This window comes from Bacteroides gallinarum DSM 18171 = JCM 13658 (assembly GCF_000374365.1).
Classification (GTDB): Bacteria; Bacteroidota; Bacteroidia; order Bacteroidales; family Bacteroidaceae; genus Bacteroides; species Bacteroides gallinarum.
This window is the reverse complement of record NZ_KB894117.1, coordinates 82,138-106,042: the sequence shown is the minus strand read 5'-3', so window position 1 is coordinate 106,042 and position 23,905 is coordinate 82,138. Positions and strand designations below refer to the sequence as shown.

Genomic DNA, 23,905 nt, shown 5'->3' with positions numbered 1-23,905 from the left:
ATTGGTTCATAATGTTATCTTCTCATTCCTCCGTTATAGGTCTGTTCCTCGCTTTGGCCGGGGGAAGTCTGTATCCTTGCCACGCTCTCCGTGTTCGTGTCACGGAAGACGCCGGCATTGTTGCCGATGAGCATCATGCCGAGGAAAGCCCCGGCGATCTTGCCCAACCACCCGAAACGTCCGAAAATGAGAAAAGCGGCGGCTATAAGGCCCGCGATGCTCAATCCAGATACGTTGCCATGGCCGAGGTTACGGACAAAATTGCCGAGCATGTTCATGCCTCCGCCACTCGAAGCCTGCCGCAGGAAATTGGATACCCCGTCAAGTTTGGAATCTATTCCCGCCACAGCTCCGCTTAACGTGCCGACGGCTTCTCCGGCCTTGTCCGTCAGTCCCCGTACATCCTCGGCGGTATCTGCCAAGGCATCCGTGGCCGGTTCTCCGATGACCGCATCGCTCACGATACGCACCACGCTCTTGTCTGTCGTCAGCTTTTCCCAGCCGACATAACCGATCGCACCTCCGACGGCGGCAGTCTTGACGGCTTGTCCGGCGCCCCGTAACGTCTGCGACGGATGAAGTGCCGCTTCACCCACGTTTTTCCCGGTTGCCAAAACAGCCTTGCCGGTACCTTTGGCCGCCTTGCCGCCATACTTCAATATTGTACTCCATACTCCCATATCTCGTTCTTTTTAAGGTCTTACATTTTTTCCGATCTGCTTCCATCTTCGTTTGGCGGCTTCCACAATGTCGCGTTTGTCCGCAACAGGGCGTGCGCCTTCGTCGATTTCATACCAGATGTCACTCATAGTCGTATATTTCACGGCCTTGGTCAGCCGTTGCAGCTTGGTGTTCATCAGCTTGAGCTTCGGCCTGATCCCGAAGACTATCTCCATGCGTTCCCTTTCCGTCATCTTGTTTTCCGCAAGACAGGCCATTCGTATGTCATTTACTATTTCCACACTGCCAAGCATCAGCTCCCGGTAAATCCTGTTGCGCTCCGTGGAAAGGGCTACTGCCAATGCGTTGGTCGTGCTCCGGCTAACCTGCCTGGTAAAATCTTCCATATTGTCCGTCAGCCTTGAGATTTCGTGATAAAAGCCATAAATCTGTGCGGCATAGCAGACGATGGACCGGAAAGAATCCAGATACTTGTTGAACTCCCTTTGCAGGTCGGCCGTAGCCTGTACTTCCTCTTTCGTCCATATATGTCCGGTAGTCTGCAGCATCATCACCTTCTCCTGGTTTTTCAGCTCTTTCTGCGCCTTGTCCGTGTAGAGCAGTATCATTCCGGCCAGAACCGGATCGTTCTGTGCCTGTATCTTGCCGATACAGATGCCCGTCAGCAGCATAACTATCAAAATCGTCCGTTTCATCGCGTCATTCTTTATCGTGTCAGGGAGGCTGCCCGGCGCCAGCGTGACATGGCCATGCGGGCCACTTCACCGTTGTTGCGGTCAAGCATACCTGCCGTCACATTTCTCCATACATCATTGAAAGTATAGTACCGGATGCTCAGGTAGAGCAGATGCAGCTTCCGGCTGAAAGCCGACAGCCTGTCATTCAGCGCCCATAGCGTAGTGCTGCGCTCCGCACCGGTCAGCATATTCTCTTCACCGCCTTTGGCAACGGCATCGTTCAGCAGTGTATATACGGAGACCAGTTCCGTGGCCGTCTCGATATAAAGGTTGTTCATGCCCATACTGGCAACGATACCCTGCGGGTTGTCCTTTATCGCTTTGCCCAGTTTACCCAGAGTCAGGAAGATCCGGACCCCGTCGTTATAGAGATGCGTACAGGCTTTCAGTGACGAAGCGTATCCGTTCACCGTCTTCAGGTAGCCGTTGTACTGTTTCTGCCATTCATGGATGCGGTTGAATTCGGCGGCGATGCTGTTCTGCAGGAGTGCCGTCTGCGTCTGTCCCTTGATCTGTTTTTCAATCTGGCCGTTTATCAGCTCGTTGCCCTCCGCCAGAGCAATCCACTCCAGCGGATTGGAAGCCGCTATCTGGGCTTTGGACACCTGCGGCAGAAGCAGGACGGCAACGAGGGCCAGACTCCAGTTAATGATTCGTGATCTCATATATTCCCTTTTTTCTTTTGTTGTATTCCACCCGTTCGCGGACAAGTGTTACTATGTCATCCCTGCGCCGGATACCGGTCAGATCAAGCCTGGGGGTATTCCGGTCCATCGAGAAAATGCTCACCGTCTTCAGCCCGCAAAGCTGCTGCAGCAGGCTTTGATTTTCCGTGAAGTCCACGATACGGTATAATTCCATATAATCTGTCTTACGCCAGATGATGCCATGCTCGCACACGAGCTGTTCGGACCCGATGCGATAGCGTATGCGTCGTAGATAGATGAACCTGTACACCAGGAACAGGGAAAGCAGAAGGGCGACCCACATGGACAGAGTCGTGAACGGCAAGCCGTCAATTCCGCCAAAGACCCATCCTGCACAGCATAACACAAGAATGGGCAGCTCGTTGATGACGAACTGTCCGGTGTGGGGCACAAACACATGAGTGCGGAATAAACGGTCTGTCTGCATGATGTTTTCGTTTTATCTGTGATAACTGGTCTGCCGTTCTTCCTCGTCCTGTCCTGAATGCCGTACTTCAATCGGATTGACCAGCCCCTCGGTCTCTTTGAGGTACTCGGGATTGGTCTTGCCAAGCAACGCATCGTTCCAGTCCTTGTAGCAAGGCAGAATGGGAAATTCTCTGATATTTTCCGGGGAAATGTTCATCTGTCCGGCTATTGCCTTGAACTTTTCCACGAACAGCCGTCCGGCGGCATCATTGTCGAAACAGAGGTAATGGTGTGCCTCCGGTGTGGCGGCAAGCATACCCTTGATCTGACCCTCTGTAGGGGTACCGCCGGTAGATACATACACGCTCTTCCTGGATAGGTCCGGGTTGCTCTTGATCTGTTCCCGGTTGAGCTGATAGAAGGCCATCGCGTCATAGGCACTTTCAAACCATGCCACTCCGCCGACGGAATCCAGGTCACCCTTAAGGTTGGCTATCCACAGCCCCTCGCTTGAATTGCTGCCCTCAGCCTTGCCCTTGTAACTGCCGCTGCCGTCCGGACGCGGGCGGCCTCGTTCCTCAAGGCCGACAACCGTCCCCGGGTCTTTGGGCAAAGACATCGGAAAGGCAAGGTTCGTGTATCGGGTCCCGTCTTCACGGACTTTTGTCGCCAGGTAGAAATCACGGTGGAAGGCATACTGCGTGTAGAGGTCGATTCCACGGTGTTTGAAGAAAGGATAGAACTTCTTCTGCGTATCCCTGTCCTGAGGGTTGAACCTGTGAATCTCGTAATCCGTTATGTCGAACGGTTTCACGTCCCGTTTCGGCTGGATAATCCGTGTACTGCGTTCCTCGATGGGATGGTTCAGCAACCGGTTGCACACGAGATTGACAAGCCGGTCCGGAGATACTCCTGCCCGGTATTCCGCGAAAAACTGCGGGTATTCCTTGATGAAGGATATGATGTTATAGACTTTCTGTTCCTGTGCCTTGAAACAGCACTTGCCGTTCGGCATCACGATGAACTTGTCGCCACGGATACGACGGCCTTCGCTGTCCATACGCACATACGACGGATAACGCAGACCGTCACGCTTGTTCAGATGATAGCCCGCGTCAATGAGTATGTCCTGAATGTTCAGTCTCTGTAGAAAATCATCGTATGTAAGGTCTCCGTTCCTCATAAGTTTACCTCCCCATTCTCATATCACCGATTTCCCGGTTCATCTGTGCCTCGAAATTCCGGATGGCAACATCCCTCGGAGTGTCAACACCGGGTTTGAAATAAGGACGCGGCCCATGGTAATGTTCCTCATAACACTCCGGCCCGTGATGGCATCTGAGATTATGCACGACCTCGGAAACCACCACGGCACCTGCTGAAAGGGCCGCAAGAATCTTTATGCCCAGTCCTTTGCTTGTTTCCGGACGGGGGCGCAGGTCTGCCTCGCTGAAGATCTTCGCGAAAAGTTTCGTCCGATGGTAATCGTCCGTGGCGAGAAACTTGTCGTATTCCTTCTGGGTAATCTCGTGGCTGTAGGTCTGCCCGTCGATGACGGCGGTCATCCTGTACTTTCCTTCTTCCGGTCCGGGTTCCACGGCAATCCGGCTTATCTCGGTTCCATGCCCGCCGATCTCATCCGACAGCTGCAGGCTGTTGCCATAGTCTTCCGTCTGCCCGTTCGCCAGTGCGTATTCCTGGTAATGTCTGGCGGCCAGTTCCTCGTGCACTTCAGGATGGAGGCCGATGGCGATATGCCTGTCACTGTTCAGATCATCCAAGGTCACTTTATCCGCGAAATCTCCGGCAATGACCCCGTTCAGGAGCTCCAGACGTTGCTCAATGGAATGCTCTTCAAGAGAATTCGATGTAAGCGTTTTGATTTCCTCTTCCGTCAGGTCATAGACCATGTCCGCGTTGACATTCTCGGACTGCACGGTCAGGGTTCTGTTCTCCGCATCGACAATAAGCCCGTGCGAAGCAAGGCACTCCGACCATTTTTCGTTCGAGAAATAGACTGGCGAAGCGACAAGCTCCCTGTACGGGCGGGCAGGTTCCTGGCTGCGGGGACGGCTGACCATCGGTGTAATGGCTGCCTGCAAGTCCTGCAGGACATCACGGGGCTGTACGGGTTGTTCCGGCTGTCCTCCCTTGTAATAAAAGCCGTAGCCTCCGGACTGCAGCTCGCCGGGCTTCATGCGTCCGTCAGGACGTTCGGGGACAATGGGCGCTCCGGGGAAAAAGAGCTGTCCGCCGACCCTGCGCAGATGAAAACCGCCCTGCTGGCGCGGTGTCCATCCGAGTATGGGAGGAAACAGCCCCCAACGGCCTGTACGCCCGTATTCACCCATTCCGATACGGTAGCCGTGCAGACCCATCGCCACACGTCCGTTGGCATTGCGGGCATGGACAAAGTTCTTGGGCAGATAGAAATCCTTTGCAAGGATGCTCGTGAGCACATTGTAGGCTTTCTTGTTGGCGGTGTTCGTTCCCCAGTCCGTAAGCGCCAACAGTTGTTTCTCGGTAATCGGATAGGTCAGCAGCGGCGAATCGTGTCCCTGTACGATCAGCTTGTAGCCGCCACCGTCAAATGCGATATGGGCTTGAAGCCCGTTGCGCATCAGTATGTCGCGCATTTCAGGCTGCAAGTCCATCGCTCTGGGGTTTGTATTGGTTCGTATTGCCATAGTCTGATGTTATGATTGTTATCCGCTATGCGTTTCCTTCCTCCATCGCCGCTTCCAGCTGTTCGTCCTTGTAGCGGACAAATTCGGCGGCAGAATCATTCCCGATAACGAGGTTGCGTTCCTCACAGTAACGGGCATATTCCTCCTGCCACTCCGCGGAAAAATGGTTCACATAGTCGAGCCAGCCGTATTCGCCGCTCTGCATTTTCTCTATCAATACCTCTTCGGGATAATACTGGTGCTGTGCCATATCAATCGGTTTTTATTTGTGAATAGCTGCCGAGCGGTTGCGTTCCCCGGCTTTTTTCTGTTCGTTCCACAACTCTTCGGTATATTCCTCTTCCGGAACATAGTCGAGGTTTCCGTCATCATCCATGACCCAGCAACCGTAACAGCCGAACGTGTATTTGTCCCATTCACGCTTGGACTGTTCCCTCCATCGCTGCTCGTCGCCGGAACAGAAACGGATACCGGTCTTGGAATGAAGGTCAATACCTACCGTGACGGGCTCGTCGTCCACGACCAGCGTCAGCGGATCTCCGTGCTGCATTCCGTTCACCTCTGTTGCACCGAGATGCAGCTCCTCGGCCAGCACCTGCAGATTGCGCCCGATGATGGGCGTGGGAACATACATGACCTGCTTCGTCCCCGTGTCAATCTGGACGAAAGCCTTGTTGTGCCTGCCGTCAGCAGTTTCCACATCCGCGATGATGGCCTTGCCCTCAAGCAACTGTTTCTGCTGCGTTTCGTCAAAGCGTTCCAGCGGCGAAGATTTCAATGCCGGATAGAAGACCACGTCCGTCTGGCCACCCTCCATGCGGATAAGAGCGAATCGGGTACGGCTTTCCACCGTTTCTCCGTGCTCGTCGGTGACACGCACGGGAAGAACGGGCGAATGGCGTCCGTTGTAAATATCATCAAGGACGTGCATCGGCAGATCCTCGATCATCTCCTGCGTGAGCCCGAATCGGGCAAGCGTCGAAAAGGGAATCTCTTCAAATTCAAAATGCGCCTTTTTCATACTATATCAAGTTTGTAAAATTATGTTCGGCAAATATAGTATGACCTTGTAAATTCAAACAAAAACACAGATATATAAATGATTATAATATACCATTTTTATAACATTAGTACGATTTTCTTTGAATAATCGTACTAATTGCGATAAAATATGCAAACTAATAGCAGAATGTATGGCCGTTCATGTCCAACATAGACAGACCATGCTAATTTTGCAGCATGAGAAAAATTTTATGGATGATTATATCAGGCATTTCGCTCAGTCTGATACCGGCAATGGCACAATTCAATACAGTTTCCTCCGCTTCCGATCACTATCGGGAGGAAAGTGTGCAGGCGGCCACCAAGGACAAGGAAACAGCTTCAGACAATACGGGTTCCGGGAAAGGTGTATCGGAAAACACCGGCAAATCCGGAGCTCGCGGCGATGTGCAAAGGCAGATGGTGGTTGAGCGTTACCTGAGTGTCAGTTATCCGTTACCGAGAATCAAGGTAACTTCTCCATACGGTTACAGGAAAGACCCCTTTACCGGCAAGCGTAAATTTCATGGGGGAATCGATTTGCAGGCACGTGGCGACAAGGTGCTGGCGATGATGGCGGGAACTGTCGTAAAGGTCGGGCAGGACAAGACTTCCGGCAAGTATGTTACGCTGCAGCACGGGAACTGCATGATCAGCTATTGCCACCTTTCAAAGATTCTCGTAGCCAGGGGAACAGCCGTCCGGCCGCGTGATGCGGTCGGTATTACCGGCTCTACAGGGCGCAGCACGGGAGAACACCTGCATATCACCTGCCGCCTCAATGGCAAGAGTGTCGATCCCGCAATCCTTTTTGAACATGTCAGGAGAGTACAGCAGGAATGTGTTTCGGCACTGGCCGAACTATGACTTTTTTCTCCCTTTGATTGCATGGCTGATACTGTCGCCCCATACCGACATCCGGACGACGGACATCGGCGGCATGGAAAACGTCTTTCCATAGAAAATGGCGGCCACCACCTTGCCGCCGTGCCTTTCTATTTCCTCCTTGTAGTCGGACACACTCTGTCCGGTCGTCAGCACATCGTCAATGATAATGATTTCTTTTCCCTTTATATCACCGGTAATCTCGTAATTCCGCTCAAGGACACGGCTGTCCGCTCCGTCCGCTTCATGTAGGCTTTCCCGGGCATCGCAGATCACCGTATCGTACAATCCTGATGTCAGATCCGGCCTGTGCTTGCCCATATACCAGTTCAGCCGCTTGAACCGCTGTTCATACTTTATCCAGTTGCTGCACGGCATGAACATGATATGATAAGGCTTGCCGTCCGCCTGTATGGCGGTCATACATGCCTTGAAGAACTCGATGCCGTGTATCTCTCCCTGCTTGAACCCGTAGATGGAACGGCAGAATGTCCGTTGTGCTTCATTGAGAAAATCATTGTACCGTGACGGATAGTAATAGTCGTAAAATGCAATCCGGATTCCACGGAACTTGAACGGTTTGAGCGGATGCCTGTCGTCGAACCGGTCGGGATACATGCAGCAGAACATACGGCAGGCGTCTCGATGTCCGGCCATTACTGCCATACGGCAATAGCGGTCCCTTTCGTCTTCCAGGCTTGCCTTCCGTGCTGCTGCATACGCCGCTTCACCGGCTTTCCGTCGCCAGAAAGCGATGACATGCAACATCCCGACCACTATGCCGAGCAACACCAGGAGCACAAGTCTCTCACTCATATTGAACCTTTTTACTTTTGCAAAGTAAGCAAATTATCGGTGCTGGCCTTGAAATGGAACCGGTAATTTGTTCGATCCCATTATATATCCTTCTTGCCGTCCCCTTTTACAAGTCTCTTCCTTTTTCCTATGGGGCTTCCTTTCTCTTTTCGTCGGCGAATATAGGACGAAGCGTATCAATGCCAAACCGCATTCCATTCGGATGACGAAAACAGACTGCTGCACAATCGGTTTTCTATCCGGATTTGGCTTATGATACCAGCTGCTTCATCCTCCTTATGCCTCAAAAAGTTGAAAATACAGCCCTCAGTTCAAAAAGAGGGAAATAAAAAACAGATTTTCAAACAATTAAAACGGAAAGAAATGAAAGAAGAAATCAGACAGGACGGCAGGACAATACTGTCAAGCGAAGACGGATTCAGCATCCGCATGTTTTTCAACAACCTGAGCGGAAAGAACTTTTCCGGAAAGGAGTACCGGGACTATGTCAGGAACATAGCCTTCGGCGAAATGGGATTCAGACCGGGAACAATCGAACTCTATTGCGACGGGAAGAAAGTCAGGACAGGCACACTTCCCGAACTCTGAACTGCAGTCAGGGGCAAAAGTCAAATTTCGTGAGGATAACTTATAAACGGGAGCCCAAGCGGTTCCGGCTAAAAGAATGAACAACTAAAAAATACAGGTATGGACACAACAGCAGCAACAATGCATCCGGCAGAAGAATATCTCCGTAACGAACAGAACCCACCGGTCTTGTATGTCAGAATTTACGGGGAGCGCAGGAAATTGTTTATCAACCGAGGCAGGGAGAACGTCGTCGGTATTATTGCGAAAGGAAAACGCAAGCATGGCTACATTTTTTCAGATTGGAACAGCATCGAAAAAATCTATTATCCGTCACAGGAAAAGGAAGACGAAAAGGATATGGACAGGAAAATGATTCTCAAATACCAGAAGCTCGCACGCCTTGCCACGCATACCAACGACTGGCTCCGCAAGATTGCAGCAGCAGACCTTGAGAAGTCCCTGTACGAAAACCGTATCACCACGGGAACGGCTATTGACGGAAAGTGCATCCGACTCTCCACGATTGAGAAGTATTGCGGAAGCTGGGACATGCAGCGGTTCCGCCAGGCCATGAAGAATAAGGAGAAATTCTCGACGCTTCGTTTCGACTTTTGCGGTTATGACGGTACGCTTTGGTGCGAGCCGCGGGACAATGGTGACATGGCTGCCGGATTCAGCAAGGAGTACCGGAATTGCGGCAACGGCTATTACTATCTGCTAATCAATGACGAGTTCATGATTGGTTACGATATTGACTGATAATCCACGGACAGACCTTACCGGGGGCCCCGGCAGGGTCTGTTCCAGCTTCGGTCTGCCGACGGCAAAGTCCCTTTTTATCGACGGCATTGCCATGCACCGGCCTTTTATACCTCAGATCTTCCTTTTCTATCTTTCCATCCGCCTGTTTTCAATCCTTTTCTATCCATCCCTCTTGTAGCTGCTCTTCCGTTCTCCGCCGTGCGACCTCGGGGGATTGGATTTTTCAGCAAAGGTAACCGCCGGTTTCCATTCCTGCCAATGCCGGCATTCTGCCCGTGGGGTCTCGGAAAAATCTTCCTCTCCGGCTGTCGAGCGTATTTTTCCTTACCGGCTGGAAAATCCAGTGTAAGCTGCCCCCTAAAACCAAGCGATTCTGCCCCCTTAAAACATTCAACAATGCCCCCTTAAAAAGTCTTGACCGATGGGGTTATTATTATTTTAGTTTATTTCCCTCTGTATGCAGCCATTTTACGGACACTTTCTCCTGTCAGCTCAATCCGGTGCGCCGTATGTATAATACGATCCATAATGGCATCTGCTACTGTAGGGTCTCCGATTGCATCATACCAATTGTCCGTTGGCAGTTGCGAGGTGATGATGATGGACTTGCGCCCATGTCGGTCCTCTATTATATCGAGCAGGATGGGTCGTTCCTTGGCATCAAGGTTCACAAGGAAGAGGTCATCCAATATGAGCAGCGTGCTCCGTTCGATTCTCTTGAGTTCCGATTCCAGTGTGCCTTTTACTTTTGCCACCTTAAGCGTACCCATAAGTTTCGGAGCATTCGCATAATATGTCCGTATGCCCTTCTTGCAGGCTTCATACCCCATTGCTGTGGCAAGGAAGCTCTTCCCGGTACCGGATGACCCTGTGATGAAGAGGTTCTGTCCCTTGCGGATGAACTCCAGCGATGCAAGCCGCTCCATCTGATTGCGGTCAAGGCCACGCGGGATTGCATAGTCTATCTGCTCGAGGCAGGCCTTGTAGCGGAACGCCGCCCCGCGTATAAGGCGTTGGATGGCTGCATTGGCACGGTAGTCCCATTCCCTGGCAAGTAACATGTGCAGGAAAGAGTCGATTGTCATTGTTTCTGCCATAGTGGAGGTTAGGCTTTCAGTGAAGGCGGCGGCCATGCCGTGCAGCTTCATACGGTTCATCAGTTCGATTGTCAACGTGTTGCGGTCTTTTTCGACAGCTATCGGTGCGGTAAGATTATTTGTTTCCATTGTTGTCTCTATTTAAATGTTTTAATTGTGCGAAGTAGGCTGCTCCGCGGATGTTTTTGTGGATAGATGTTACGGGGACCTCATCGTCAATGTCGTCTTTTGACAGGAAGTCTGCATCATCCCCGCGTTCAAGGATCCGCCTTATCTCCTGATATCCGTATAGGCGCAGTTGCGTGGCGCATGCGCTTGCCGCCACCAACCGTTCCAGCCCGAAGGTCTTCTCCAACGCCATGATGCCTCTGCATGAACGGAACGCCGCGGGAGGATACTTCTTGAGTTCCGCCACCTTGCGCAGATACAGCAGCAGGACGTTATCTGTCTGGCCGGCCCGTTCGTAAATCTGTTCCAGATCCTTTTCATAACTTCCATGACGTCCGGGCAGTCCGTGGGCATCCTTGGTCGTATAGGAGTATGGCGTGTCATCGCGCTGGTGTGTGGTCACCAGACGCAGGCCATGATATATTTCCAGCGTGTCCGCATCATAGACAATCTCGACACGTTTGCCTATATACTCTTTCGGTACGCTGTAATGGTGAAGCCTGAAGGTGACATAGCCGTTACGCATTACTGTTGCGGAGCGTCGCTCTTTCATCTGATGGCGTATGGCGGGAAGCGGGCGGAGGCAGTCGGACTCAATCTGCTCGAACTGTTCCCGTCTGGACTGGGGACGCCCGCTCATCCTGCGTCCGTTGAAGGCCGAGAGCGATTCGGATATGGCCGCATTCAGAGACTCCAGCGAGTGGAATACAAGACCCTCGATGTCAGCGTAGACGGATCGGTAAAGTAGCTTCACGGCATTCTCCACCAAGGCCTTGTCCTTTGGATGACGTACCCGTGTGGGGTATACGGTACATCCGTAGTGTTCGGCAAATGCCGCAAACTCCTCGTTGATTACCGGCTCGTTACGGTCGCTGCGGGTTACCGCCGATTTGAGGTTGTCTGGTACGATCGCCATCGGAACCCCGCCGTAAAAATGAAGCGCGTTCTCACACGCCTTAATCAAGTCCTGTCTTGACTGGGACCAGACCGCCTCACAATAGGTATAGTGGCTGCACGGAAGTATGGCCACGAACACTTCAACGCTGCGACATTCACCGCTTTCACTGTCAACGACTTCCAGTTTGTCACCGGCGAAGTCGATATACATCTGGTCTCCGGCATAATGCTCGACATGGCCTACGACATGTGTCACCATACGGTAACGCATGAGATAGTTGCCGAAACTGGCATGTCTGTATCCGTCAGGATGGGTCTCGCGGTACTCTTCGTACAGGGTTTTCACTGTTACGCCTCGGCGGCTAAGCCGGGCAGCATACTCAGGAAGGAGTGCCTCAAGCTCAAGCTGGCGTTGTGACGGTTCCCTGTTACGGCCAACACCTTCAGAGAACATTTCCTGGATGCGAGCGGAAGGCATGGCGGCCAACTCCTTTATCGGTATACCACACTCTTGAAACAGGCGCACATATCTGCGCACCGTGTTGCGGGAAAGCTCAAAGCTCCTGCTTATCTGCTTTATCCCCATCCCCAATGCGTAACATTGGAGGATGTTTGCTATCTTTGTTGTCATAGTAGAAATGATTTTATCCCACCGGTCAAGACGGGAATCAAATCTACGAAAAATCCCCTGCCGGGCATTGCCAAGCAGGGGTATTTTTATATTGGAATCAAGGGGGTAGGATTATTTTAGCACAAGGGGGCAGAATCGCTTGGTTTTAGGGGGCAGCTTACACTGGATTTTCCACCCTTTTCTCCGCTTATGCGGCAGTCGGCACACGTTCGTTCAAAATCTTTTTGGGCGATGGTGTGCTGACGGATAAAATCGCTTTTACGGAAAAACTTGTGTGAGAAGAAAAAATCAGGAGATTCATTTCTAAATCTCCCGTTTTATTGTTACTTTTGCATACGAAGAGTTCTTTGAAGGTTACGCAACGCACAGAAGAATAATGCAGTAGATAACTAACTAATTCGTAACCTATTACTATTATGAGCGATTACCCAATGCTCATTTCCAATAAATTACACTCTTTTCGTAACTTCGCGCTGCAAAGTTACTAAATTTGCAGTCAAGCAATTTCAATTTTTGAATTATGTATTTCAGCAGACCTTGGACTTCTATCTAAGTGATAGGCAGTCCTGAAAATTCCAATCTCTTTTAGGTCAAGACAATTAGTCTATGGGTTTCGTGTACCGACTTTTTTGTAAAGGCGTTACGTTGTCATAGTTGCTCTGTCGGGTAATACTGTCTATTCACTTCTCCACGATTTGAATTCAAGTATTCACCTGTAAGAAGTTACTAATGACCCTCAAATCCGCAACTAAGCTCTTCAGCGTCCTTCTTGCGTCTAAACGTCCTCTCATCACTGAATTAGCAGATAAATTGAGGCTGAAATACCCACTTCTGCCCACAATATCCCCTTGCCCCACTATGCGACTTGAGGCAATACGCAGTATCATACCCATAAGTTGTAGGCGTTATCCAAAATCAGTCTGAAAAATATCTGCGTAAGCATTATTACAGGTATAGATATTCAGCACATACCGCCTTGATGTTCTGATCCACTTGGCTGGTACAGAGACAAACCTGAAGACAAACGCTTTTATGCGACTTGTTGCATTGAGTCCGAACCTCTTTACGTCAAGTCTGTGGATAATGGCCTTGTAGAAATTACGGATAAGTGCCGTAAGAAGAAGGAACACAGTGTTCTCTGCCATGAAGGATTTGGGCAATCTGTCCCACCCGAAACCATTGTTCATATCATCGAAGATACGTTCCTTTCCTCCACGAAGGTTATAGAACTCGACAATTTCTCTTGTGGAAGATTCATAGTCGTTAGTCAGGATACAACGGTATGTGTATTCTCCTTCCCAAAGATCCAGCACACCGTCCATCCGTTTCTGTCTTTGAATCACAAGTCGGTATGCTTTACCCTTCCACTTCTCAACAAGAATAGAGTTCAATTCGAACTCAATGCCATTGATTTCCTCAGTCTTCCAGCCTCTAAGAGCAAAGATGTCATTGTAGAGCGAACTGCAGCGGTTTGCGCGGATATAGAAGGATTTGCTGTGTTTCTCTATTTCCTCCACGATTTCCTCGGAACATGATCCACAATCAGCTCTGAAACGATTGATTGTAAGTCCGTTCTGCTCAAATCTCTCAAAGAATCTCTTCAGCGTGTCCTTCTGATGAAAACGAACGTTGGTGTTACCATCGCTATTCTCAATGCCAACAATCAAGTCGTCAATAACCGCCACGCCAGGGCGATAACCAAGGAACTTCTTGTATGTAGGCTTTGCATCATACTTCTCAGTCTCTATGAACTGATGGTCGAAATCAACATCATACATCTCGCCCTCTTTCAGTTGGCCGGATGCAAACATACAATTGAGCAGTAAGGTATTGAGTGTGTCAGCCGTGTTGAAATCGTAGTTCTTACCCGTATCTGATGTGTATGAGATGTTTCCTTGCGTCAGTTCCTTTATCGCTCTGAGGATAGTATCAGAACTACAAGTACGAAGTGTCGGATGGAGCGAGAGATGGTTCATCAAATGAGTAGTGACATCCTCAATGCATGAGCCACCACAGAAGTAGATACTCATGAGGGAACGGACGATTTCACTGTACTGATAACCGAACGAGCTACACCTTAGACCGAGTGTCGAGTCGATTACAGATGACAATGTGGAGTCAAATTGCTCCATGATTGAAAATATTCCTCCAAAAGGAGTGAGCTTCTCGGATTTTATTTGTATTTTTGCCATGCCTGATGAGGTTTTGTTTGATTATTTTTTTGCAACACTAAGTTAAGTGAATCCTCTGACATGGCAAAATCCTGAGCAACTTTTTGTTGCTCAGGTACTTAAAAAAAATATTTTATAATAGTGTTGCGGAATTAAGGATGACAAAAAAGAAATTGCCCGTTCGTTTTACGGGTCAGCACTTTACTATTGATAAAGTGCTAATAAAAGATGCAATAAGACAAGCAAATATAAGTAATCAGGATACGGTTTTAGATATTGGGGCAGGCAAGGGGTTTCTTACTGTTCATTTATTAAAAATCGCCAACAATGTTGTTGCTATTGAAAACGACACAGCTTTGGTTGAACATTTACGAAAATTATTTTCTGATGCCCGAAATGTTCAAGTTGTCGGTTGTGATTTTAGGAATTTTGCAGTTCCGAAATTTCCTTTCAAAGTGGTGTCAAATATTCCTTATGGCATTACTTCCGATATTTTCAAAATCCTGATGTTTGAGAGTCTTGAAAATTTTCTGGGAGGTTCCATTGTCCTTCAGTTAGAACCTACACAAAAGTTATTTTCGAGGAAGCTTTACAATCCATATACCGTTTTCTATCATACTTTTTTTGATTTGAAACTTGTCTATGAGGTAGGTCCTGAAAGTTTCTTTCCACCGCCAACTGTCAAATCAGCCCTGTTAAACATTAAAAGAAAACAGTTATTTTTTGATTTTAAGTTTAAAGCCAAATACTTAGCATTTATTTCCTGTCTGTTAGAGAAACCTGATTTATCTGTAAAAACAGCTTTAAAGTCGATTTTCAGGAAAAGTCAGGTCAGGTCAATTTCGGAAAAATTCGGTTTAAACCTTAATGCTCAAATTGTTTGTTTGTCTCCAAGTCAATGGGTAAACTGTTTTTTGGAAATGCTGGAAGTTGTCCCTGAAAAATTTCATCCTTCGTAGTTCAAAGTCGGGTGGTTGTCAAGATGATTTTTCTGGTTTGGTGTCGTCTTTTAAGCTGCCGCATAACGAAAAATGGTAGCCGTAGTTGCCGGATTTACAGCACTTTCGTATCAATTTAGCACTTCGGTTCGTTAAAAGCACCAAAGTATCAAGTTGGCACGAAAGCCGGCAATTATCGGCTACCATATGTTAGTGGCATTTATCATTTCATTATATTCATTTGCTTTAACGCATTTTTTGTTACATTAATTCTCGATGAAATAAAATCATCAACATTCAATCCGTCTGTCGGAATTACATTTGTTGCAAAAAAATAAACATTAGATTTTGTTTCAACATAACCAACAAACCAACCATTATATTTTTCTTCTATCGAACTTAATCCAGTCTTACCGCTTAAAATGTAATTTTCAGTTCGCTCAATTTCCATAATATTTTTGACAATCTTTATTGTCCTATCAGAAATTGGAAATTTTGAAAAATAGAATTTCCTTAAAAAGTCGATTTGTTGTTTTTGAGATATTTTTGAATTTCCTTCAAGCCAAAAATTGTCAATCGTTAAACTGTCAAAAATCATATTTTTATACTCAAATTTTTCTAAATATTCTTTCATTTTAATTGTTCCGATTTTCCTTGCAATTTCCTGATAGCAAGGAACACAGGAAATTCTAAAAGCATCTTTAAATGATAAATCTTTTTCCCAAATATCCATTTTTCTCTGCTCGCCATTCCATTTTAAAATAGTTGTATCATTTTCAATAATGCCTAATTCAACAGCAATTATAGAATTTGGAATTTTGAATGTTGATGCAGGTAATTTTCCGTTTTTAGCCCAATCAAAGTCATTTGAGTAAAAAGTATTCTTGTCGTTATCATAAATTAGAATTGAACCATTTACTTGAAAACTATCTAAAATTTTGTCAAAATCAGAAATTTCTGTTTCAATTATGTTTTTATTCGTTGTTGTGTTACAGCAAACAAATAAAAATATCATTGAAATAAAAACTACAAATAAAATATTTTTCATTTATTGTCTAATTATCGTTTGTTTTTGTTGCCACTAACGGGAAACGCATTGGCGAAGTGGCGGATAAATTGGACAAAAAGTTCAATTTAGCAGTGACGTAGCCGATGTGTTTCCACAGAAGCTAAATTATTAAAAAAAGCTGAATGTGGAACACATTCGGCGGAATAAAATGCACAAAAGTTGAGTTTGGCACTTAACCCGCCATTTTGCCAATGCGATGTTATATGCCGTATTTTTTGATAAGATAATTTAAGTCAGCTTCGTTTAAAATTCTAATGTTTGCTTTTTTTGATTGGTTTAAGTCGTTTATTTTTTGGATTTTTGACCAACCACAATCTTCACCTGCAAAAACAAAATCTACTTTACCTGTTATTCCTGATTTTATTTGTCCACCAATTTTCATTAGAAAAGTTTTTATTTCTTCTCTTTCTATTGAAAAGTTGCCCGTAATAACTATTCCTTTTCCTATTAAATCAATGTTTTCAAGTTCGTTTTGAGTTATTTGATAATTTGATAAATGCTCTTCATTTTCTTCTAAAACATCTTCACTTGGTTGATTGAAATAATTATTATTTGTTTTAGGCTGGTCATCAATTTTTCTTATTAGTTCTTGATAACTTGGATACTTGTCAGTCAATTCGCCAAATATTAAAGCACAAAGTTTTGCATCGAATTCTGGGTCGTGATGATTTGTTACTTCTAAGTCCAAACTCTCTGCTAAATCTTTTATTTTTTTAGGCATCCCAAGTTTATCTGCAAATAACATTGTGTCAATATAACTTATGACATATGGTTTTAAATTATAATGTTCATATAGATTTTTCTGATTATCCGTTTATGCACCTGTTATATTCGCAATTACTAGTCTGTCAAAGAGTTTGTCTCCAAAATACCGTCTGTTTAATTTGTAAATAAACTCGTTGAGATACAACTGTAAGTATTTCCTTTTGATTTTATGGTAGTTGCCCAGCAATGTCCGTTTTGCATTACTGATTGCGATATGCACCCATTTGAGTGTTTCCTTGGTGGTTTTGGCGTCTGATTTCTCGGTGACGTGCAATTCCACCAGATCGGAGATGTCAACGTAAGAAGTGCTTTTGTCCGAAAATACGATGGCATCATCCTCCATGCAGTCCCTGACCACGCCGTTGATTCCTTCACTTTGATGGCTATCCAGTACCCTGGCCTTGAAATAACGCACATGCTTCTCCTTTTTGCCCGTTTCGATATCTTCCAACGGGGTGCTTTCGGCCATCACCGCAACGTTCTGCTTTCCCTCGGCTCCCCGGCCACGTGTACCCTTGCCTCGCTCGATTTCCTTACTGGCCACCGAAAAGTAACCCTCATCCAGTTCTATCATCCCTTCCAGTGTATACCTTGCATCCCGGTTGCCCATCGCCCTGCGGAGTTTGTGTACCATCGCCCATACCGGTTCGTAACGCTTCAATCCTAATTGCTTCTGGAGTTCGTTGGTGGAGAATCCCTTTTTTGTGCAACTCATCAGGAACATCGTTTTGTACCACACCAGAAACGGCAGCTTGGAGCTCTCCATGATCGTACCGCTGCGCAACGAGGTGCGGAAACGGCAACCTTTGCATTCATAACTCCATTTACCCTGTAACCAATAATGGGAAGTGCCCCCGCATCGCTTGCAGACAACCCCTTCCTTATCACGCTGCTCCTTGAAATGCAAACGACAATCTTCCTCCGAACCGAAATGAGCCGTAAAACTGAATATGTTCATAATCCCTGCTTTTTGAGCGCTAATATACTAAAAATATTAGGTGTGTTTGCGGAGAATCAGATTAACAAAGATTCTGTAAAAATATTGAATCAATATCTTGTAGAATTTATGGCCGCTAAAAGAATGGATTTGATATGTTGTTGCCAGTCAGAAATTGAATTTGATTTAGGAGCTATTGATTTGCCATTCGAAATAGAATGTACAAATGGTAAATTTAAGGATATCAGCCCAAATGCTAAATCTAACTATCAAATCTGTATATCACCACACTTTGCTAAAATTCAAAGCTGGTTTAATGGTAAGATCATATTTAACCATGAATCATTGAAAAGTATTATTGAACGGATGAAGACAAGTGTCAACTATATTATAGGAACAGATGTTAATGGTGCTCCGATAGCTTCTACGGTTGCAACAGATCCTTATACTCCTGTTTTTTTTGATAAAAAAGTACAAGCGTATTATAATTATCAAGGATGCCGTATAGAAGAATTACGTATCATAAGTCCTAACTTCACCTTAAGGTGCGATAATGACCATAATGATTATGTGGTGGTGTTTTTACGTGATATTCAAGACCTTCCTTATCGCGAACAATGTATATGGAAAGGTTTTAATATTACTCCTGACGGCAGAACATTTAGCAAACTTTTTCAAAAAACGATAATTGAAGGCAAATGGAATGGTGTTGCACAGTCTATAGACTTTGTCTTTCGAGATTTGTATAAAACCTTTGTCGCTAAATGGGAGGAGAAGTATGGTTGGAAACTGTTTAAGTCATTAAATGGAATCCAGGCAGAATATTTCAATCAAATTTGTATTCTAAATAGAGATGATTATGAAGCTCTTACTGACCTTGTAAAATATTTATCACTATTGCTACAAGAAAGCCTTGATTTGGAAATGATGGAAATGATTATTCCTGCTAAAACTGAAATCAAAGAAAAAGTAGTAAATGGTGAAAAAACTAAGGAATCAACTAAAGAAAAACCCTTATCACATCTTGATAGAATTTTAGAAACACTCAATATTGAAGGCTACAATTTTATTGTATTTCTCAGGAATCTTCAATCCTTACGTTCCTATATGCTTCATCGAAATAGTAAGAAATTAGATAAAGACAAAAAAAGGGCTTTTGAGTATTTCGGCTTAAATGAAGATAAATCAAATTCCCAGTCGGTTTCAAATAATGTATTATCGCTCGGTGCAACAGCTATTTCAAATATGATAAAACAATTGTAAATACATGTGTTATTACATCAAGATCTACATCTTTCAAAATTGAATCCTTTTCTATCCGGCTTTCCCCACCCGAAAATTAAGGTATGATGTCTGTGCCGCGGTCCGCCCTCCACTCCAAGGTACGGAAGGCTGTGCCCGATCAACGGCAGTCTGCATCATACCGCTTCATGCCGGAGCTTCGACCTGTCGAAACAACCGGTATTCCGCTATATGGGCATCCTGCCTGGTTGTTGCTCCGGCACATTCCGCCTTCTGTCCGTAGCTTTTCTTTCCGGGCCGACGGCGTCGTGGGCAAACGGTGACACATTCTGCTTGTGCCGTCCGTCGTGCCTCCGGCATGTCACAGGCAGAAAGAGTCCCCATTTTGTTTGCCCGGCAGACCGTTTCTTTTACCCGCCCAAGCCGTCATTCATCACTTTTATAAACATCCCCTTATATATACGGGACAATTCTGCCTTTTATATCTGTATCGGGATTACCTTCTCTCGTCATACCTTGCCTGCCGCCGCGTAGGTTTTATCAGGTGCGAATGTAGGCTGTCGCGCCTGATTCTTCCGTTTTGAAGTGCATTTTGAAGGAAAATCTTCCTTGCCGGGCAAGAGTATTTTGCTTCAAAAAAACGTCGAATGGGCTGTACCGACATCCTTGTCATGCACCATAAAACCCCAAGGCGGTCCGGCAGAAAGGATCCGACCAGAGGGAAGAAAAAAACAAAGTCACAGGTAATGGCAGGACTAACCACCTTGCCGCAAAACATTTTCAAATTATGCTATACATTCACACTATCGGTCGCATCGGAAAGGATTGTCAGGTTATCGAGGGTACACACGGTTCGTTTATTGCTTTTGACATGGCAGTAGATGACTTCTCGCACGGAAACGCCGTTACCACATGGGTAAGGGTACGCAGCAACAAGGAAAACCATATCCGCCTCTCCGAATACCTCACCAAAGGGCGCATGGTCCTTGTCGGGGGAACATTGTCAACTTCACTGTGGAAGGACAAAAACGGCGACAGCCAGATCCAGCTCTCCATCACGGCGGATGCCCTGGAGTTCATCAATACCGGTAAACGGGAAGGTACAACCTCCGAAGCCGACGGCCAAGCCGCAGCTGCCGATAACGCACCAGTTCCTCCGGCGGACATGCCACAGGACGGGGAGGAAGACCTTCCGTTCTGACATCTTCCGGAAAACGGTCACGGATGTAGTATTTACTAATTGTAGTAATTTAGGAGATTAGTAAATCCCGGGTTACGAAAAATAGTAGATACTACATTTAGTGGCTAAGTCTTTTAGTAGAGTAGTAAATACTACGATACTAAAATATGTTATAGTAGTAAAATAGTAAATACTAATTGTAGTGAAGACTAAAAATAGTATTATCTTTGTACCAGAACATTAAGACTCTGAATCATGACAAAAATTATAGCAGTTCTGAATCATAAAGGTGGGGTCGGAAAGACAACCACTACCATAAATCTCGCTGCCGCACTGCAGCTGAAGAAAAAACGTGTGCTCCTGATCGACATGGACGGTCAGGCAAACCTCACGGAATCCTGCGGCCTGTCCATCGAGGAAGAACAGACCGTGTACGGGGCGATGAAGGGCGAATACCCTTTGCCGCTGGTCGAACTGAACAACGGCCTTGCCATCGTTCCCTCGTGCCTTGACCTGTCGGCTGCCGAATCGGAACTTATCAACGAACCTGGCCGGGAACTGATACTGAAAGGGCTGATTGCGAAGCTGCTTGACAGCCGGAAATTCGACTATATACTGATTGACTGTCCGCCATCGCTGGGACTGCTCACGCTCAATGCGCTTACCGCATCGGACTTCCTGATTATCCCGGTACAGGCACAGTTCCTCGCCATGCGCGGTATGGCAAAGATTACGAATGTGGTTAAAATCGTCAGGGAACGCCTGAATCCGGGACTGAGCATCGGAGGTATCGTGATCACCCAGTTCGACAAGCGCAAGACGCTTAACAAAAGCGTGTCCGAGCTCATCAACGATTCTTTCTGCGACAAGGTGTTCAAGACCGTCATCCGGGACAACGTGGCTCTGGCGGAAGCTCCTATCAAGGGTCTGAACATTTTCGAGTATAACAAAAACAGCAACGGGGCCAAGGATTATATGGACTTGGCGCTGGAGGTACTGAAACTAAAGTAAAAACAATATGGGCAAAAGCGATTTATTGAAAGACGGTATGAAAAGCGGCCTTGACGGGCTGCTTTCATCAACCAAAAAATCCCCGCAGAAAAAAGAAACGGTTCCGGCCAAGGCGGAAAAGGAACCGGCGGTGCATTGCAACTTCGTCATTAACAAGAGCATTCATACCAGGATGAAATACCTGGCCATCGAAAAGAACATGTCTCTCCGTGACATCGTCAACGAGGCCATGAGAGAATATCTGGAGAAGCATGAAAAATGATTGAAAATTTGAAAGACGCACTATGAGAGAAATAAATCCCAAAGAAACCACCCGTGCATACGCATTTGAGCTTTGGATGAAAGCCCCGATGCCGATGGTTACATTTTTCAAGACTTTGGATGTCAGTCGTCTGGTCAAAATCAGCAAAAAGTCAGGTATGAAATTCAATATGCTGATGTGCTGGTGCATCGGCAAGGCGGCAAGCGGTATCAAGGAATTTTATATGCTGCCTGTCGGAGACAAATTGATGCAATATGATGCCATTGCGGTTAATACCATTGTTATGAACAAGGACAATGAGGTCAGTTCATGCGATGTGCCCTTTTCTGATGATTTGCAGCTATTCAATGAAGATTATCTGAAATTGACAACGGAAGTAGCACAAAGCTGTGAGAACCACGACTTGACTGAAAGCATGGTAATAGGAACTTCCGCACTGGCCCAATATGAAATTGACGGTGCGGTAGGTATGTACAGCGGTATCTTCAACAATCCGTTTATAATATGGGGCAAGTACCGTAAGGGGTTCTTCAGGACGACACTGACGGTTTCATTCCAATTCCATCACACTCAAATGGATGGGGCACATGCTGCAAAGTTCCTGGATCGCTTGCAGCAGGAAATCAATAAATTACTTGTATAGCGATGAATATGGAAACACAAAGATTGATACTTCGTCCCTGGACAGAAAACGATGCAGAGTCTCTTTATAATTATGCCAAAGATCCTGCTATCGGCCCCATTGCCGGGTGGCCTCCTCATACATCTGTGGAAAACAGCAGAGAAATAATACGCGATATCCTTTCTGCACCCGAGACATACGCTGTAGTATTGAAAGAAACCAATGAACCGATAGGCAGTGTCGGAATTATGTTCGCTGATGGCGTACACAGTGCGGATATGCAGGATGGAGATGCAGAAATAGGATATTGGATAGGTGTTCCTTATTGGGGACAGGGACTTATACCGGAAGCCGTACAACGTTTGTTGAAGCGTTGCTTCGTCGAACTTGATGTGAAACGGGTCTGGTGTGGACATTATGACGGAAACATCAAATCCCGCAGGGTAATGGAAAAATGTGGATTCAAGTACCATCACACAGAAGAAGGAAAGACTTCTCCGTTAGGAGATATCCGTACAGAACATTTTACTTTGCTTACCAGAGAGGACTGGAAAAAACGGTAAGAGAAATATAAAAATGTCCCATGATAAGAACTACGATAAAATCATTTATACAGGCTGATTTGGAATCTGTCTGGCATTCTGTCACTTCACTTTACGACTATTCATGGCGAAGTGACATAAAGGACATAGAAGTTTCCGACGAGCGCCATTTCAGGGAGATAAGTAATGAAGGCTATGTCACCTGTTTTACTGTTACTGTTATAGAGCCTTTTCTAAAATATTCATTTCTTATGGATAATGTGAACTTTTCCGGGGAGTGGACGGGACATTTCAGACAGGCTGAAAATGGAACGGAAGTGATTTTTACAGAGTCAATTAGCCTAAAGAAATGGTGGTTATATCCTTTTGCATTGTTGTATTTGAAATTACAGCAGAAACGGTATATAGCTGACCTGAAAAGAAAATGTGAACAAGAATGAACGGATCGGCCAAGTATATAATACGCCATTTGCAAGGTAGTGAGAACCATTTGCTAAGAGAATTTCTTTACGAAGCGATTTATATCCCTGAAGGAGTCAAACCGCCCTCAAAGGACGTGGTGGATTTACCTGAACTGAAACTGTATATTGAGGACTTCGGAAAGAAAAAAGATGACTTTTGTCTGGTCGCAGACTGTGAAGGGAAAGTGGTCGGTGCAGTATGGGTACGTATTATGAATGATTACGGACATGTGGATGACAGGACCCCATCGCTCTCCATATCCCTATATAAGGAATACAGGAGTAAAGGCATAGGAAGCCATCTTATGCGTGAAATGTTTCGATTACTTGAGAGCAAAGGATATAGTCGCGTCTCTCTGTCCGTACAAAAGGCGAACTATGCCGTCCGAATGTATCTAAAACTTGGATTTAAGATCATCCATGAGACTGAAGAGGAGTTTGTCATGCTTAAAGATCTCTCACTATCCTACTAAAGACGGACAACCTCTTATATATGTCATCTTCTTCAAGAAGACATCTCCCTATTATATTATAGATTACCGGTAAATTATCGGTAATCTTTTTCTTTTATAGTTCCATAGAACATTTCTTTTATAATTCATCTTTTACCGCTTTCCG

The 23,905-nt window shown here is 46.2% G+C and carries 28 protein-coding genes; 12 read left to right on the top strand and 16 right to left on the bottom strand.

Annotated elements, in window-relative coordinates; all coding sequences use genetic code 11:
• Window positions 1–14 precede the first annotated feature (14 nt).
• Genes C233_RS0103360 through C233_RS0103325 form a run of 8 tightly spaced genes read right to left on the bottom strand, consistent with a single transcriptional unit; the run spans window position 15 to window position 6,241 of the window.
• Window positions 15–680, bottom strand: coding sequence for a hypothetical protein (locus C233_RS0103360; RefSeq protein ID WP_005816002.1), 666 nt, complete (start codon window positions 678–680; stop codon window positions 15–17).
• 12 nt (window positions 681–692) lie between these two features.
• Entirely contained in the window at window positions 693–1,376 is a 684-nt protein-coding gene (locus C233_RS0103355; RefSeq protein WP_005816003.1) for a hypothetical protein, read from the bottom strand.
• 11 nt (window positions 1,377–1,387) lie between these two features.
• Complete coding sequence (locus C233_RS0103350; RefSeq protein WP_005807186.1) at window positions 1,388–2,083, bottom strand: hypothetical protein; 696 nt, start codon at window positions 2,081–2,083, stop codon at window positions 1,388–1,390.
• Entirely contained in the window at window positions 2,064–2,552 is a 489-nt protein-coding gene (locus C233_RS0103345) for a PH domain-containing protein (RefSeq protein WP_005816004.1), read from the bottom strand. Before C233_RS0103345 ends, C233_RS0103350 begins: the two co-directional genes overlap by 20 nt.
• A 12-nt stretch (window positions 2,553–2,564) precedes the next feature.
• Complete coding sequence (locus C233_RS0103340) at window positions 2,565–3,716, bottom strand: toprim domain-containing protein (RefSeq protein WP_005807184.1); 1,152 nt, start codon at window positions 3,714–3,716, stop codon at window positions 2,565–2,567.
• A gap of 4 nt (window positions 3,717–3,720) precedes the next feature.
• Window positions 3,721–5,220: a hypothetical protein gene (locus C233_RS0103335; protein ID WP_005816005.1), complete on the bottom strand. Its 1,500-nt coding sequence runs from the start codon at window positions 5,218–5,220 to the stop codon at window positions 3,721–3,723.
• 25 nt (window positions 5,221–5,245) lie between these two features.
• On the bottom strand, window positions 5,246–5,470 hold the full coding sequence (locus C233_RS0103330; RefSeq protein ID WP_005807182.1) for a hypothetical protein: 225 nt from the start codon (window positions 5,468–5,470) through the stop codon (window positions 5,246–5,248).
• Between the two features lie 12 nt (window positions 5,471–5,482).
• Complete coding sequence (locus C233_RS0103325; protein WP_005816006.1) at window positions 5,483–6,241, bottom strand: DUF4099 domain-containing protein; 759 nt, start codon at window positions 6,239–6,241, stop codon at window positions 5,483–5,485.
• A gap of 218 nt (window positions 6,242–6,459) precedes the next feature.
• Between C233_RS0103325 and C233_RS0103320 the strand changes: the two genes are divergently transcribed.
• Window positions 6,460–7,128: a M23 family metallopeptidase gene (locus C233_RS0103320; RefSeq protein WP_025068802.1), complete on the top strand. Its 669-nt coding sequence runs from the start codon at window positions 6,460–6,462 to the stop codon at window positions 7,126–7,128.
• Here C233_RS0103320 and C233_RS0103315 read toward each other — a convergent pair.
• Window positions 7,123–7,962 (bottom strand): phosphoribosyltransferase, encoded by an 840-nt coding sequence (locus tag C233_RS0103315; RefSeq protein WP_005816009.1) that lies wholly within the window; start codon window positions 7,960–7,962, stop codon window positions 7,123–7,125. The genes C233_RS0103320 and C233_RS0103315 overlap by 6 nt on opposite strands.
• Before the next feature lie 363 nt (window positions 7,963–8,325).
• Between C233_RS0103315 and C233_RS0103310 the strand changes: the two genes are divergently transcribed.
• A complete protein-coding gene (locus C233_RS0103310; protein ID WP_005807178.1) occupies window positions 8,326–8,550 on the top strand; it encodes a DUF7688 family protein in 225 nt (74 codons plus the stop codon).
• Window positions 8,551–8,649: 99 nt separating this feature from the next.
• The gene (locus C233_RS0103305; RefSeq protein ID WP_005816011.1) at window positions 8,650–9,291 is read left to right on the top strand and encodes a hypothetical protein; all 642 of its coding nucleotides are present in this window, start codon (window positions 8,650–8,652) and stop codon (window positions 9,289–9,291) included.
• Between the two features lie 446 nt (window positions 9,292–9,737).
• Here the strand turns inward: C233_RS0103305 and istB are convergent, their stop codons facing one another.
• The 4 genes from istB to C233_RS0103290 all read right to left on the bottom strand — a co-directional run bounded on the left by istB (window position 9,738) and on the right by C233_RS0103290 (window position 14,279).
• Window positions 9,738–10,520, bottom strand: a complete 783-nt coding sequence (istB, locus tag C233_RS0103300; protein ID WP_005824105.1) for an IS21-like element helper ATPase IstB — start codon at window positions 10,518–10,520, stop codon at window positions 9,738–9,740.
• Window positions 10,507–12,087 (bottom strand): IS21 family transposase, encoded by a 1,581-nt coding sequence (gene istA, locus C233_RS0103295; protein WP_005829261.1) that lies wholly within the window; start codon window positions 12,085–12,087, stop codon window positions 10,507–10,509. The genes istB and istA overlap by 14 nt, the downstream gene beginning before the upstream one ends.
• Window positions 12,088–12,788: 701 nt before the next feature.
• Window positions 12,789–12,980: a hypothetical protein gene (locus C233_RS24740; RefSeq protein ID WP_005816016.1), complete on the bottom strand. Its 192-nt coding sequence runs from the start codon at window positions 12,978–12,980 to the stop codon at window positions 12,789–12,791.
• A 12-nt stretch (window positions 12,981–12,992) separates the two neighbouring features.
• Window positions 12,993–14,279, bottom strand: coding sequence for an IS1380-like element IS613 family transposase (locus tag C233_RS0103290; RefSeq protein ID WP_005805709.1), 1,287 nt, complete (start codon window positions 14,277–14,279; stop codon window positions 12,993–12,995).
• 137 nt (window positions 14,280–14,416) lie between these two features.
• On the opposite strand from C233_RS0103290, the gene erm(F) reads away from it, so the two are divergent.
• The gene (erm(F), locus tag C233_RS0103285; RefSeq protein ID WP_018666020.1) at window positions 14,417–15,217 is read left to right on the top strand and encodes a 23S rRNA (adenine(2058)-N(6))-methyltransferase Erm(F); all 801 of its coding nucleotides are present in this window, start codon (window positions 14,417–14,419) and stop codon (window positions 15,215–15,217) included.
• Between the two features lie 202 nt (window positions 15,218–15,419).
• On the opposite strand, the gene C233_RS0103280 is transcribed toward erm(F), so the two are convergent.
• The 3 genes from C233_RS0103280 to C233_RS0103270 form a co-directional block, all read right to left on the bottom strand.
• Window positions 15,420–16,244 (bottom strand): class D beta-lactamase OXA-347, encoded by an 825-nt coding sequence (locus tag C233_RS0103280; RefSeq protein ID WP_004295324.1) that lies wholly within the window; start codon window positions 16,242–16,244, stop codon window positions 15,420–15,422.
• Between the two features lie 220 nt (window positions 16,245–16,464).
• Window positions 16,465–17,010, bottom strand: coding sequence for a BRCT domain-containing protein (locus C233_RS0103275; RefSeq protein ID WP_005807148.1), 546 nt, complete (start codon window positions 17,008–17,010; stop codon window positions 16,465–16,467).
• 69 nt (window positions 17,011–17,079) lie between these two features.
• The gene (locus tag C233_RS0103270; RefSeq protein ID WP_005807145.1) at window positions 17,080–17,988 is read right to left on the bottom strand and encodes an IS1595-like element ISBbi1 family transposase; all 909 of its coding nucleotides are present in this window, start codon (window positions 17,986–17,988) and stop codon (window positions 17,080–17,082) included.
• A 12-nt stretch (window positions 17,989–18,000) separates the two neighbouring features.
• On the opposite strand from C233_RS0103270, the gene C233_RS0103265 reads away from it, so the two are divergent.
• The 8 genes from C233_RS0103265 (at window position 18,001) to C233_RS0103230 (ending at window position 23,760) form a co-directional block, all read left to right on the top strand.
• Window positions 18,001–19,230 (top strand): hypothetical protein, encoded by a 1,230-nt coding sequence (locus tag C233_RS0103265; protein ID WP_227250250.1) that lies wholly within the window; start codon window positions 18,001–18,003, stop codon window positions 19,228–19,230.
• A 766-nt stretch (window positions 19,231–19,996) separates the two neighbouring features.
• The gene (locus C233_RS0103260; RefSeq protein ID WP_005807140.1) at window positions 19,997–20,410 is read left to right on the top strand and encodes a single-stranded DNA-binding protein; all 414 of its coding nucleotides are present in this window, start codon (window positions 19,997–19,999) and stop codon (window positions 20,408–20,410) included.
• Window positions 20,411–20,644: 234 nt separating this feature from the next.
• Window positions 20,645–21,400: a ParA family protein gene (locus C233_RS0103255; RefSeq protein ID WP_005807138.1), complete on the top strand. Its 756-nt coding sequence runs from the start codon at window positions 20,645–20,647 to the stop codon at window positions 21,398–21,400.
• Between the two features lie 7 nt (window positions 21,401–21,407).
• Window positions 21,408–21,662 (top strand): hypothetical protein, encoded by a 255-nt coding sequence (locus tag C233_RS0103250; protein WP_005807137.1) that lies wholly within the window; start codon window positions 21,408–21,410, stop codon window positions 21,660–21,662.
• Window positions 21,663–21,684: 22 nt separating this feature from the next.
• Window positions 21,685–22,305: a CatA-like O-acetyltransferase, family 2 gene (locus C233_RS0103245; protein ID WP_005807135.1), complete on the top strand. Its 621-nt coding sequence runs from the start codon at window positions 21,685–21,687 to the stop codon at window positions 22,303–22,305.
• A 2-nt stretch (window positions 22,306–22,307) separates the two neighbouring features.
• Window positions 22,308–22,847 carry a GNAT family N-acetyltransferase gene (locus C233_RS0103240; protein ID WP_005807134.1) on the top strand — a complete coding sequence of 180 codons (540 nt, stop codon included), beginning with the start codon at window positions 22,308–22,310 and terminating at the stop codon, window positions 22,845–22,847.
• Window positions 22,848–23,077: 230 nt separating this feature from the next.
• Window positions 23,078–23,266, top strand: coding sequence for a hypothetical protein (locus tag C233_RS24735; RefSeq protein WP_244149050.1), 189 nt, complete (start codon window positions 23,078–23,080; stop codon window positions 23,264–23,266).
• Window positions 23,263–23,760, top strand: a complete 498-nt coding sequence (locus C233_RS0103230) for a GNAT family N-acetyltransferase (RefSeq protein ID WP_005807130.1) — start codon at window positions 23,263–23,265, stop codon at window positions 23,758–23,760. Before C233_RS24735 ends, C233_RS0103230 begins: the two co-directional genes overlap by 4 nt.
• Window positions 23,761–23,905 lie beyond the last annotated feature (145 nt).

Excerpts from the sequence above, each read along its gene's own strand:
- C233_RS0103360 (WP_005816002.1), bottom strand. The coding sequence starts at position 680 with ATGGGAGTATGGAGTACAATATTGAAGTATGGCGGCAAGGCGGCCAAA.
- C233_RS0103355 (WP_005816003.1), bottom strand. The coding sequence starts at position 1,376 with ATGAAACGGACGATTTTGATAGTTATGCTGCTGACGGGCATCTGTATC.
- C233_RS0103350 (WP_005807186.1), bottom strand. The coding sequence starts at position 2,083 with ATGAGATCACGAATCATTAACTGGAGTCTGGCCCTCGTTGCCGTCCTG.
- C233_RS0103345 (WP_005816004.1), bottom strand. The coding sequence starts at position 2,552 with ATGCAGACAGACCGTTTATTCCGCACTCATGTGTTTGTGCCCCACACC.
- C233_RS0103340 (WP_005807184.1), bottom strand. The coding sequence starts at position 3,716 with ATGAGGAACGGAGACCTTACATACGATGATTTTCTACAGAGACTGAAC.
- C233_RS0103335 (WP_005816005.1), bottom strand. The coding sequence starts at position 5,220 with ATGGCAATACGAACCAATACAAACCCCAGAGCGATGGACTTGCAGCCT.
- C233_RS0103330 (WP_005807182.1), bottom strand. The coding sequence starts at position 5,470 with ATGGCACAGCACCAGTATTATCCCGAAGAGGTATTGATAGAGAAAATG.
- C233_RS0103325 (WP_005816006.1), bottom strand. The coding sequence starts at position 6,241 with ATGAAAAAGGCGCATTTTGAATTTGAAGAGATTCCCTTTTCGACGCTT.
- C233_RS0103320 (WP_025068802.1), top strand. The coding sequence starts at position 6,460 with ATGAGAAAAATTTTATGGATGATTATATCAGGCATTTCGCTCAGTCTG.
- C233_RS0103315 (WP_005816009.1), bottom strand. The coding sequence starts at position 7,962 with ATGAGTGAGAGACTTGTGCTCCTGGTGTTGCTCGGCATAGTGGTCGGG.
- C233_RS0103310 (WP_005807178.1), top strand. The coding sequence starts at position 8,326 with ATGAAAGAAGAAATCAGACAGGACGGCAGGACAATACTGTCAAGCGAA.
- C233_RS0103305 (WP_005816011.1), top strand. The coding sequence starts at position 8,650 with ATGGACACAACAGCAGCAACAATGCATCCGGCAGAAGAATATCTCCGT.
- istB (WP_005824105.1), bottom strand. The coding sequence starts at position 10,520 with ATGGAAACAAATAATCTTACCGCACCGATAGCTGTCGAAAAAGACCGC.
- istA (WP_005829261.1), bottom strand. The coding sequence starts at position 12,087 with ATGACAACAAAGATAGCAAACATCCTCCAATGTTACGCATTGGGGATG.
- C233_RS24740 (WP_005816016.1), bottom strand. The coding sequence starts at position 12,980 with ATGGGTATGATACTGCGTATTGCCTCAAGTCGCATAGTGGGGCAAGGG.
- C233_RS0103290 (WP_005805709.1), bottom strand. The coding sequence starts at position 14,279 with ATGGCAAAAATACAAATAAAATCCGAGAAGCTCACTCCTTTTGGAGGA.
- C233_RS0103280 (WP_004295324.1), bottom strand. The coding sequence starts at position 16,244 with ATGAAAAATATTTTATTTGTAGTTTTTATTTCAATGATATTTTTATTT.
- C233_RS0103275 (WP_005807148.1), bottom strand. The coding sequence starts at position 17,010 with ATGTTATTTGCAGATAAACTTGGGATGCCTAAAAAAATAAAAGATTTA.
- C233_RS0103270 (WP_005807145.1), bottom strand. The coding sequence starts at position 17,988 with ATGAACATATTCAGTTTTACGGCTCATTTCGGTTCGGAGGAAGATTGT.
- C233_RS0103260 (WP_005807140.1), top strand. The coding sequence starts at position 19,997 with ATGCTATACATTCACACTATCGGTCGCATCGGAAAGGATTGTCAGGTT.
- C233_RS0103255 (WP_005807138.1), top strand. The coding sequence starts at position 20,645 with ATGACAAAAATTATAGCAGTTCTGAATCATAAAGGTGGGGTCGGAAAG.
- C233_RS0103250 (WP_005807137.1), top strand. The coding sequence starts at position 21,408 with ATGGGCAAAAGCGATTTATTGAAAGACGGTATGAAAAGCGGCCTTGAC.
- C233_RS0103245 (WP_005807135.1), top strand. The coding sequence starts at position 21,685 with ATGAGAGAAATAAATCCCAAAGAAACCACCCGTGCATACGCATTTGAG.
- C233_RS0103240 (WP_005807134.1), top strand. The coding sequence starts at position 22,308 with ATGAATATGGAAACACAAAGATTGATACTTCGTCCCTGGACAGAAAAC.
- C233_RS24735 (WP_244149050.1), top strand. The coding sequence starts at position 23,078 with ATGGATAATGTGAACTTTTCCGGGGAGTGGACGGGACATTTCAGACAG.
- C233_RS0103230 (WP_005807130.1), top strand. The coding sequence starts at position 23,263 with ATGAACGGATCGGCCAAGTATATAATACGCCATTTGCAAGGTAGTGAG.